Origin of the sequence: Sporosarcina sp. P3 (genome assembly GCF_002743415.1) — a bacterium.
In the GTDB taxonomy this organism is placed as follows: Bacteria; Bacillota; Bacilli; order Bacillales_A; family Planococcaceae; genus Sporosarcina; species Sporosarcina ureae_A.
Map to the genome: position 1 here is coordinate 1 of NZ_PDZE01000024.1, position 9,921 is coordinate 9,921.

Below are 9,921 nucleotides of genomic sequence, written 5' to 3' on the forward strand. Positions count from 1 at the left end.
CCGAACGAAAATAAAATTGTAGGACCTGTTGTAATTAATCTCCCTGCGAATACAGAGGGAACGTTTCAAGTAAGTGATAAGGTTATAGTCGGATATGATGGTACGACCAGGGAAGTGGCTCCAGTTAGAATTTCTACAATCACTATAGAAAAGGTGGAGTAGTTTCAGGAGTTTCACAATCGGGAGCGATTGCTTAGCAAAGCATTCTCCAAACGGAACATTTTGAAGAGTTATAGTCGGTGCATTATTGCGTCAGATGGTAAGGGGGCGCGTGGAATGGACAACCAGAATTTCAAAGTAATATCCATGGCTTGTTTATTAATTTGTATACTAGCTTGGATTCCTAATATAGTTTTCCAAGTAGCCAGTCCTTTATTTTTAGTGACTTTTATTATTGCTCCAGTGGGAATTTTATTCGCAACATTGGTAAGAAAATATTGGTTAATCGTGGCTAATTCTTTTATGTTTTTCAGCTTTTTCATATTTATGTTTGTGGGTTATTTTGTGAACGCCAACTGACGTCAAAATTTAAGGATATATTGTTTACGACCAAAGGGCCATTTTGTTATACAGGAATTGGAGTGATGGATAATGGCAAGTCAAGTTTTCGGTATGATTGTTCTTTGGATAGCAGGGTTATTCATTCTGTATCTAGTGATTTTTAAAGCTGTCAAAGATGGTATTAACAGGTCTGTCGTGGGGCAATCTCTCGAGAAAAATTCTAATCAAGTGGAAAATAAGAAATCCTGGCTTGATGATGATTTGGATAATTAACGATTTGGCCACTAGTTGCAATCGGGGGCGTTTGCGTGATAAGACCAGGGCATCAAACGAGCTATTTTGTGAATATTGGGTAAGGAAAAATAGGAGGAGATAATCATGCCACGTTGCACTAACTGTAATTACAAGTGGAATGCCAAAGACATAATCGCCCTTGGATTTTCAAAAAAGGGAAAAGACTGCCCCAATTGTGGTGACAGACAATACATCTCTGCTGAATCGCAGAGGTTATTAACTTTAGGATGGTTAAGTCTAATATTTGTTCCGTTTATAATTTCAAAAATTAAATTAAGTGGAAAAGATGAACCCCTTTGGTAATTCCATAAATGAGCGCGTTAACAGATCAACCGTTGCGCACCAAACGGGCCAAATTAAAGAAAGATGAAACTTATTTAACTCCTCGGAGTCAACTAGCAAAGAGGAGGGATAAAATGAAAAAGATAAATTTACTAGTGTTAATCGGGGTATTATTGATTCTAGCTGCCTGTTCCAAAGAGAGAACTGTTCAAGATGAAGAAAATCAGACTGAAGTAGACCCTATTGAATCCACTTATAAAGATGAGGCTATCTCCATTTCTATATCAACTGAAAAAGAGAGATACGATCAGGGAGAGACACCGGTTGTTATTATAAGAAATCATGGGGAAACACCGGTAGATTACACAGGACTAGGAACTAGCTTGGAATACTTACAAGATAACGTTTGGATTGTGGCAGATGATGCAGTAACAGAGGATAAATTAAATGTATTAGAACCCGGAAATAAAATGGAGCAGAAATTTCCGTCATCCTCTATACAGCAGAAAGGTGTTTATAGGATTGTCTTTAAATTCAATGAGATCGGCGATAGGTCTAGTGAAAACCAAAGAGTGGCTGTTCTGTTTTCTGTGAATTAATTATGGTAAGGGAGATTGAATCAAGAATTAACTTTGCAGAATCGGGCGCAATTCTGTAATAACGATTGTGCTGTTAAAGGGCCATTTAGATTGTGAGAGGAGAGGTTAGATGTCTATTGGTGAAAAGAAGGACCAAAGACAAACATCCAAAACAAGAAGGAGAGTTTTGTATGGGGTTTTGTTAACAATAGTCATTCTGTTTCCGTTTTTAATGATACTTTTCACGGATATACCTTACTTTTTCTTAGGCTTATACCCTGTTCTAGTGATGCTTGGCTATTCTTTCATAGTTGTTATCCGTACAATTATGCGACATAGACAAAAAGATAAAATGACTTAGAGCAAGTGAAAGCTTTAGCTATAGGTGCGTTGTTTTTATTAAAAAGGGCGCGATTGTCGTATAACGTTGTGCCAGAATTGGGCCAATTTGAAGCACACTAAAGAAAATTTAAGGAGTGGTAAAATGGGCAGAGATAACGAAACTCCTGAAGAAAGACGTGAAAGATTAAGGCAGAAGGAATTAAAGCATCCCGCAAGCAGTATTCACGGAAGCGTACTTTCGGATTTAGTAGGTGGCTTAGGTTGGAAAGGCACTGGACTGATGATTCTTTTATTGATAATTGGATTTATAATATACGCCACCTTCTTTCGTTAAACGGGCGCAATTCTAGCATTAAGGATTTGCGTCCATTCATCAAACGGGCCAGATTAATCTACATGGGGGACGTTATTATTGAGAAGAGGAAGTATAGGCATGGCTTTATTTACAGGTGCATTTGTATTGATAGTAATGCTTTTTATTGAGTATTTAACCCCCGATATCAATACTATAATAAAGATTATCGTTGTCGGTTTATCAGCTATGATTGGTGGCATGATCGGCAATAAGTTTTTTCCAAATAGGCAATGATATTATGCAATCGGGTACGATTCCGTAAGTAGGATTTGCTCATACGTCTAATTAGTAATTAACCAATTAGCACTGTATAATATAAGGTAAGATTATACTGATAAAGGGGTTGTTGATATGAAGGCATTGGATCTCGACTCAAAAGAATTTAGACGAGTGATGCATAATCTTCATCTCGAAAATTTGAAAATCTCTTCTGATATGCAGAAAACAGTCTTAGAACTCATTAACAAAAAGACCTCAATTACCCCTACTTTAATTAAGGATCTATTGCGGCATGGGAAAGTATAATGATAAAGAAATTGATGATTACCTAATAAAACACAATTTATTGGAGATTGATTCTCACAAAGAACTTGAAAGAGCCGAAGCATTGGCATTTTCTCTTCGTGCAATGGCACTAGAACAAAATGATTTCATGTTCGAATCATTTACCTTGAAAGAGTTTCAAGAACTGCATCATTATCTATTTCAAGATATCTATCCGTTTGCAGGGGACTTTAGGGATGTTCAACTCATGAAAGGTGCTACTCGTTTCTGTCAAGTTCAATTCTTGAATAGCTATGCGAGTAACTTGTTTATGGAGTTAAATGATGAGCCTCTTTGGAATTCATTGAATGAAGCAGCGGATCGTTTAGCTTATTTTAAAGCAGAATTAAATATGTTGCATCCTTTTCGTGAAGGAAATGGTAGAACTATCCGGATTTTTCTACATGCTTACGCAATTAGTAGAGGAATTGAGTGGTCATATGAAACGCTAGAGAGTGAAAAGTATCTGCATGCTATGATCCAATCTGTCACTGATTTAACGTCGCTAAGAGAAGTATTCTTGGAAACGATTCAATACGTTGGATAATATAAAGGGCACTAATCTTTTACACAGATTAGTGTCCTTAGTTCATATCGGGGAGCATTCTTGAAAAAGAAATACCCTTATTTTATCAATAGAGCCCGATTATGAAATAGTTTGCCATGTGAAGAAAAAAAGTTGGATAAAAATGATGAAATAGTGGGCTTTGCAATATCCTACATAATAATTATTATGTTTCAAATAACCAATATATATATACTTGTCAGTAAAGATTCAATTATTGCTTGCTAAGTGGCTAGCGACGATTTCATTCATCGGTTTTATGTTTTTAATAACACCAGTTGCTAAACTAATCTCGAAGTCAAAAAAGTAGGTTGGTGTTTTATTAAAGGACGCGTTCCCTAACGAAGACTAGCGCTAGCATTGCATCAATCGGGTGCGTTTATGGAGAAGATTTCTATGTAGTTGGCTAGTTGATCTTCGCTACAGCCGGCGACTCCGGGAGGATCAGTGGGACAGGTGAAACACCCGTCGAAGCGAAGCGAAGAGGTGTGGTTCACCGCCCACCCATAGGACACGCGTCCGGCTGCAGCGCAGATCAACGGTTTCAGACTACTTTGCCTTTATCGGAGGCGATTGCTGAACATCTCGAATTCTTCAAAACCGATTCCTTAAATTTGTAAGGGAGTCGGTTTTGGTCACAAGAAAACATTGTATTAAAATAAGTATGTGCTAATTATACACTACAAAAATAGTTAAAAACGGCAAAAGTCACCTCTTGGAGAAGGTGGCTTTTGCTTTTTGAATTGCTTGATGCAATCAGGAAATATCCTTTTAAGCAACACTGAGATAAGTCCGCAAAAGAAATAGTAGTAGGTGTAATTCCTTTTCGTCGTACTTGTCCTTCTAAAAACGAATTATAAAATTCTGGACGACTTTACTCATCAATCTCCGTTCGAAAAAGGGAAATCCCTATAATAACTGCATCTCCACTTGTGTATTTATGTCTGGCAATAGGGGGCAATACGACAGATAGCTTTAGTTCATTTTACGCTAATGATTAGATGTTAAATGGCGACTTGGTTAAAAGGATTTATGTATCACTCAGACATAGGACTTTTTACTAATTTAATAATCTACTCTACCATAACCATTGACAATGATAATCATTATCAGTTAAGGTGATCATAGTAATTGTTATTCTTATTTTAGTAATACTTTTACCTTCTTTTAATTAATGGTGAGGAGGGAAGGAAATGACTCAAGTTCTAATATGCGAGTGGTGCGGTTTCAGTAATGAGGAGGAAATGATTGAGAATCAGTCTAACAATTATCAATGCCTATGTTGTGGTTTGTATGAAGTAGAACTTTCGGGGAATTAACCATTTTTATAAAGAGTGGATATTCATGAGTTCACTACTTATTGTAGGAGCAGATCATGTAGGTGTTATGCCAGTTAAATGAAAACCCGTTGGACGTAACGAGGTTTTACATATTACTGGAAGAAAAGGGCGGAAGGTTAAAAAGGATATACCAAAAAAATAGTTCCATTCCTATTGATCATGCTACGCGTTCTTGGTGTTCATTCTATAAAACATTAAAGGTGTACATATAGATTTAAATTGTTTGCTGAGTAGAAATAGTTTTATGGGTGAGCCAGAAGCGACAGACTAGATGGTTATGACGGGATCTTGTTAGCAGCGGTTGTATATGGCAAGAAGGTGAATGACCCGAAGATTTTTGGGACTAGATGATGAAATAGGAGCAGTAGCTTATCGTTTGTCGTGACTAGGATGAGGTGCCTATTTTTTAATGGAATTCCAATAAAATGTTTATATAAAAACGAGGGGGTTTTAAAAAAATGGCAGTAAAACAGAAGGAAGCAGTGAAAGCGCCGTTGACGGGCGCAGAATATCTAGAAAGTTTGAAAGATGGCAGAGAAGTTTGGCTTCACGGAGAAAAAATTGATGATGTGACAACTCATCCGGCATTCCGTAACAGTGCCCGCTCCATTGCCAGATTATATGATGCCCTACATGACCCGGTGTATAAGGAGATCTTGACGAGAGAAACTGACACGGGAAATGGCGGATATACACATCGCTTCTTTCAGCAGGATAAGAGTCCGGCTGATTTGTTAAAAACACGTGATGCAATTGCCGAATGGTCCAAACTTACTTATGGCCAAATGGGCAGATCACCAGATTATAAAGCTTCATTTTTAGCAACCTTGGGTACAAATCCAGAATATTACGGGGAATACGCAGACAATGCGAGAAGATGGTACAAAGAAGCTCAAGAAAGAAACTGGTTTTTCAACCATGCGATTGTCAATCCACCGGTCGACCGAAACAAGCCGATGGATGAAGTGAGTGATGTATTTATTCACAAAGTAGGCGAAACGGAAGAAGGAATTTTAGTAAGTGGCGCAAAGATGGTGGCAACGGGTTCGGCACTTACAAACTATACCTTTATCGCACATAACGGGAGCATTCCGATTCCAAGTGAAGAGTATGCACTTGTGTTTATTGCGGATATGTCTACACCGGGCATTAAACTCATCAGCCGCCCATCGTATGAATTGAACGCAGCAGTTACAGGCAGTCCATTCGATTATCCGCTAAGTAGCCGTTTTGATGAGAATGATACGGTAATTGTGTTTGATCATGCGCTGATTCCATGGGAGAACATCCTCATTAATGGAGATATTGAGAAAGCAAATAACTTTTTCACTGAAAGTGGATTCCTTCACCGCTTTACTTTTCACGGAGTGACACGTCTTGCTGTTAAACTTGATTTCATTTCAGGCTTACTTATTAAAGCGTTGAAAGCAAATGGTACGGATCAATTCCGTGGAGTACAGGCAAACGTGGGGGAAGTGATTGCGTACCGAAATATGTTCTGGGCGATGAGTGACGCGATGGCCTTAAATCCGAATGAAGGTGCAAATGGTACAGTTTTACCTAATCTTGACTATGGGCTTTCCTATCGCGTGTTCATGTCAGATGGTTGGCCGCGAGTGAAAGACATCATTGAAAAGGTCGTAGCAGGAAGTCTTATCGTCCATCCTTCTAGTACAAACGACTTCAATAATCCAGAACTGCGTCCATACATTGATAAACTGTATCGTGGTTCAAATAATATTGATGCAGAAGAGAAAATTAAAGTGATTAAATTGCTATGGGATGCGATCGGTACAGAATTTGGTGGTCGCCATGAGTTGTACGAACGCAACTATGCAGGAAATAACGAAATTATTCGTCTCGAGAACTTGGTTATGGCTCAAACAACTGGACAAGCCGAAGAATTCGAGAAGTTCGCCCAAGAATGTATGGACGATTACAACTTAACGGGCTGGGTGAATCCAACTTGGATTAATCCGGATGATGTCAATGTTACATTAAAAAAATAAAGCAATGTATGACGTGTGAATGAGAGAATCTACTGACGGATAGGAGATTCACGAGCGGGGATGTTCACCGCCGATTTCACTTCGTTTGAATATACATTTTTGCCCATACAAAAACACCTTCGACGTAAGTACTTTTTACAAGTGCATTACTTCGAAGGTGTTTTATATTGTGATACTGTTTTAGATTATTCTAGAAGAGCGTATAGCCTTCTTGTTTCTGTTTATTATTATACTTCCACTTTACTGCGTACGAGATAATCGAACGCGCTGAGGGAAGCGGTGGCACCGGAGCCCATGGAGATGATGATCTGCTTGTATGGCTCGTCCGCGCAGTCGCCCGCCGCAAATACGCCGGGTACGTTCGTTGCGCCTTTTTTATCAATCACAATCTCGCCGAAGCGGTTGCGTTCGATGGAATCCCCAAGCCAGTCTGTGTTCGGCACAAGTCCGATCTGGATGAATATGCCGTCCAGTTCGATATGATGCTCCTCGCCGGAATCACGGTCTGTATACGTGACGCCGTTGACTTTATCGGTACCGGTGATTTCCTTCGTTTGGACGTTCGTCAGCACCTTCGCGTTCGGCAGGCTGTTCAGGCGTTCCTGCAAGACTGCGTCCGCTTTGAGTTCTGGTGCGAATTCAAGCACGGTGACATGACTTGCGATACCTGCTAGGTCGATTGCTGCTTCAATACCGGAGTTTCCACCGCCGACTACTGCTACGTCTTTGCCTTCAAACAAAGGACCATCGCAGTGCGGACAGTAGGCAACACCTTTGTTGCGGAATTCTGCTTCGCCTGGCACGCCAATGTTGCGCCAGCGCGCACCTGTCGATAAGATTACGGTTTTGCTCTTAAGAACTGCGCCATTTTCCAATTCGATTTCAATGAGATCCTTTTTCTCCAGACGTTTCGCTGTCTGCAGGTTCATGATATCGATATCGTATTCTTTCACGTGTTCTTCAAGGCTTGCCGCAAGCTTCGGTCCTTCTGTGCGATTAACGCTGATGAAGTTCTCAATCGCTGCGGTATCCAGGATCTGACCACCGAAACGATCAGCGACGATACCTGTGCGGATCCCTTTGCGGGCAGCGTAGATCGCTGCGCTTGCGCCGGCAGGTCCGCCACCGACAACGAGCACGTCGAATGGGTCTTTATCTTCGAAGTCGGATGCATCTAGGCCGCTTCCCATTTCCACAAGGATTTCCTCGATTGTTTTGCGACCGCTCGTAAATGGTTCGCCATTTAAGTATACGGTCGGAACCGCCATGATGTTTTTGCTTTCCACTTCATCCTTAAAGACTGCACCATCGATCATCGTGTGCGTAATATTGGGATTCAATACGCTCATGATGTTCAATGCCTGTACGACTTCCGGACAGTTCTGGCAGCTCAGGCTGATATAGGATTCGAAATGATGCGTGCCTTCGATGTTCTTTACTTGCTCGATCACCTGCGCGTCGACTTTAGGCGCTCTGCCGCTCACATGTAGCAAAGCTAAAACGAGTGAGGTGAATTCGTGGCCAAGCGGAATACCGGCAAATACGATGCCGGTATCTTCGCCAGGGCGGTTGATGCTGAAACTTGGTGTTCTTTCCAATTCTGCTTTTTCTACTTTGATGAGGGAAGACATGGAAGCCAGTTCATTCACTAGCTCCTGCATGTCCTCTGCTACTTTGCCGGAGTCCGCGCTGATCTTTAGCTGGACTTCGTTTTCCATCATCTCGAGATATTGGGCTAACTGCGCTTTAATATTCGCATCTAACATATAAACCGTCTCCTTAAATTTTACCTACAAGATCCAGGCTTGGCTTCAGTGTTTCGCTACCTTCCTGCCATTTAGCTGGACATACTTCGCCCGGATTGTTGCGGACGTATTGTGCTGCTTTGATTTTATTAACTAGAACGCTTGCGTCACGGCCGATTCCGTCTGCGTTGATTTCTGCTGCCTGTACGACACCGTCTGGATCGATGATAAATGTACCGCGCTGTGCAAGACCTGCTTCTTCGTCTAGCACGTCGAAAATGCGGGAGATTTTCTGTGATGGGTCACCGACCATGATGTAGCGCAAGCTGCTGATAGCATCTGAGTGATCGTGCCATGCTTTGTGCGTAAAGTGTGTGTCTGTTGAAACAGAGTATACTTCTGTATCGAGACCTTTTAATGTTTCGTATTGGTTCTGAAGGTCTTCGAGTTCAGTAGGGCAGACAAATGTAAAGTCAGCCGGGTAGAAGCAGACTACGCTCCATTTACCTTTGAAGTTTTCCTGGGTTACTTCGATGAATTCCCCATTACCACTGTTGTACGCATTTGCTGTAAACTCTTCGATTTGTTTTCCGATCATTGACATGAATGATTCCTCCTAAGTGTTTTTGATGACTGATGCAGTCACCTGTTTGAGTTATAGAATATAATAATTCTAATTACACAATCATTATCGTATAACCGTGCGGAGTTGTCAATCTAATTGATTCGGTCTAATAAAATGTCTTAATATACTTCCTGTAAAACGATAGTATACGGGATGCTGTCTCCTCAATTCTCAATTGAATCGAATAATTACCAATTGGCTCGAAGACAGCGGAAGGAATTAAACTGAGCAACTACCTAATAATTACGGCGGCACAAGTGCTCTTCTTTAGTGAATCATTCAATTGAGGAAAAACCACATTACTCATAACGTTACTGATGGGGGTCGTTGGAGACGTTTGGCTTTGCAATGATTAACCAACTCACGGTAAAGACTTGATTTCCAAACGGCAACATTGCTGATGTTATATCTAGGTTTAAATCTCGCGTCACATGCTGTTCGTTTCAGTTTATCCCTTTTGGAAAAAGTTATGCAATTTGGACTGGGATTGGCATCGTGATCGATGCATTTGTTGGCATGATATTCTTTGATGAATCAAGAGACTGGAGAAGAATAGTTATGATAGCAATAGCGTTCTGTTCTTATCAGTAAATATTTTTTTAGAGTAACAGAGTGTACCGGAACGGAGAAAGGCCGACTCCTGAGGGATCAGCGTGCGTCTTGAGACCCTGGACAGGTGCCTTAATTTCTGCAAAGTACACAGAAATACGGCAAAGCGAACCCTACGTTGTTCGCTTGGCTC

12 protein-coding genes are annotated in these 9,921 nt (G+C 40.7%); 10 read left to right on the plus strand and 2 right to left on the minus strand.

Annotated features, from left to right (window positions below; translation table 11 throughout):
• The first annotated feature begins 276 nt into the window (after nucleotides 1–276).
• The 9 genes from CSV61_RS16180 (at nucleotide 277) to CSV61_RS16220 (ending at nucleotide 6,809) form a co-directional block, all read left to right on the plus strand.
• Nucleotides 277–519, plus strand: a complete 243-nt coding sequence (locus CSV61_RS16180; RefSeq protein WP_099640064.1) for a hypothetical protein — start codon at nucleotides 277–279, stop codon at nucleotides 517–519.
• Between the two features lie 72 nt (nucleotides 520–591).
• Nucleotides 592–774 carry a hypothetical protein gene (locus tag CSV61_RS16185; RefSeq protein WP_099640065.1) on the plus strand — a complete coding sequence of 61 codons (183 nt, stop codon included), beginning with the start codon at nucleotides 592–594 and terminating at the stop codon, nucleotides 772–774.
• A gap of 105 nt (nucleotides 775–879) precedes the next feature.
• The gene (locus CSV61_RS16190) at nucleotides 880–1,098 is read left to right on the plus strand and encodes a TIGR04104 family putative zinc finger protein (protein ID WP_029053396.1); all 219 of its coding nucleotides are present in this window, start codon (nucleotides 880–882) and stop codon (nucleotides 1,096–1,098) included.
• Between the two features lie 113 nt (nucleotides 1,099–1,211).
• Nucleotides 1,212–1,676 carry an immunoglobulin-like domain-containing protein gene (locus CSV61_RS16195; RefSeq protein ID WP_099640066.1) on the plus strand — a complete coding sequence of 155 codons (465 nt, stop codon included), beginning with the start codon at nucleotides 1,212–1,214 and terminating at the stop codon, nucleotides 1,674–1,676.
• Between the two features lie 463 nt (nucleotides 1,677–2,139).
• Nucleotides 2,140–2,331: a DUF6366 family protein gene (locus CSV61_RS16205; protein ID WP_099640068.1), complete on the plus strand. Its 192-nt coding sequence runs from the start codon at nucleotides 2,140–2,142 to the stop codon at nucleotides 2,329–2,331.
• 99 nt (nucleotides 2,332–2,430) lie between these two features.
• Nucleotides 2,431–2,586, plus strand: coding sequence for a hypothetical protein (locus CSV61_RS17030; RefSeq protein ID WP_199173660.1), 156 nt, complete (start codon nucleotides 2,431–2,433; stop codon nucleotides 2,584–2,586).
• A 117-nt stretch (nucleotides 2,587–2,703) separates the two neighbouring features.
• Nucleotides 2,704–2,877 (plus strand): Zn-dependent hydrolase, encoded by a 174-nt coding sequence (locus tag CSV61_RS16210; protein WP_083033137.1) that lies wholly within the window; start codon nucleotides 2,704–2,706, stop codon nucleotides 2,875–2,877.
• Entirely contained in the window at nucleotides 2,864–3,442 is a 579-nt protein-coding gene (locus tag CSV61_RS16215) for a Fic/DOC family protein (protein WP_099640069.1), read from the plus strand. The genes CSV61_RS16210 and CSV61_RS16215 overlap by 14 nt, the downstream gene beginning before the upstream one ends.
• 1,816 nt (nucleotides 3,443–5,258) lie before the next feature.
• Nucleotides 5,259–6,809 (plus strand): 4-hydroxyphenylacetate 3-hydroxylase family protein, encoded by a 1,551-nt coding sequence (locus tag CSV61_RS16220; protein ID WP_099640070.1) that lies wholly within the window; start codon nucleotides 5,259–5,261, stop codon nucleotides 6,807–6,809.
• Nucleotides 6,810–7,036: 227 nt separating this feature from the next.
• Here CSV61_RS16220 and ahpF read toward each other — a convergent pair whose 3' ends face one another.
• Together ahpF and ahpC are read right to left on the minus strand one after the other, a co-directional pair.
• Nucleotides 7,037–8,575 carry an alkyl hydroperoxide reductase subunit F gene (gene ahpF / locus CSV61_RS16225; protein WP_099640071.1) on the minus strand — a complete coding sequence of 513 codons (1,539 nt, stop codon included), beginning with the start codon at nucleotides 8,573–8,575 and terminating at the stop codon, nucleotides 7,037–7,039.
• Nucleotides 8,576–8,588: 13 nt separating this feature from the next.
• Nucleotides 8,589–9,158, minus strand: coding sequence for an alkyl hydroperoxide reductase subunit C (ahpC, locus tag CSV61_RS16230; protein WP_083034758.1), 570 nt, complete (start codon nucleotides 9,156–9,158; stop codon nucleotides 8,589–8,591).
• 471 nt (nucleotides 9,159–9,629) lie between these two features.
• Here ahpC and CSV61_RS17150 point away from each other — a divergent pair, with 471 nt between their 5' ends.
• Nucleotides 9,630–9,770 (plus strand): DMT family transporter, encoded by a 141-nt coding sequence (locus CSV61_RS17150; protein ID WP_369824408.1) that lies wholly within the window; start codon nucleotides 9,630–9,632, stop codon nucleotides 9,768–9,770.
• Nucleotides 9,771–9,921 lie beyond the last annotated feature (151 nt).

Coding starts and splice junctions, on each gene's coding strand:
- CSV61_RS16180 (WP_099640064.1), top strand. CDS start 277: ATGGACAACCAGAATTTCAAAGTAATATCCATGGCTTGTTTATTAATT.
- CSV61_RS16185 (WP_099640065.1), top strand. CDS start 592: ATGGCAAGTCAAGTTTTCGGTATGATTGTTCTTTGGATAGCAGGGTTA.
- CSV61_RS16190 (WP_029053396.1), top strand. CDS start 880: ATGCCACGTTGCACTAACTGTAATTACAAGTGGAATGCCAAAGACATA.
- CSV61_RS16195 (WP_099640066.1), top strand. CDS start 1,212: ATGAAAAAGATAAATTTACTAGTGTTAATCGGGGTATTATTGATTCTA.
- CSV61_RS16205 (WP_099640068.1), top strand. CDS start 2,140: ATGGGCAGAGATAACGAAACTCCTGAAGAAAGACGTGAAAGATTAAGG.
- CSV61_RS17030 (WP_199173660.1), top strand. CDS start 2,431: ATGGCTTTATTTACAGGTGCATTTGTATTGATAGTAATGCTTTTTATT.
- CSV61_RS16210 (WP_083033137.1), top strand. CDS start 2,704: ATGAAGGCATTGGATCTCGACTCAAAAGAATTTAGACGAGTGATGCAT.
- CSV61_RS16215 (WP_099640069.1), top strand. CDS start 2,864: ATGGGAAAGTATAATGATAAAGAAATTGATGATTACCTAATAAAACAC.
- CSV61_RS16220 (WP_099640070.1), top strand. CDS start 5,259: ATGGCAGTAAAACAGAAGGAAGCAGTGAAAGCGCCGTTGACGGGCGCA.
- ahpF (WP_099640071.1), bottom strand. CDS start 8,575: ATGTTAGATGCGAATATTAAAGCGCAGTTAGCCCAATATCTCGAGATG.
- ahpC (WP_083034758.1), bottom strand. CDS start 9,158: ATGTCAATGATCGGAAAACAAATCGAAGAGTTTACAGCAAATGCGTAC.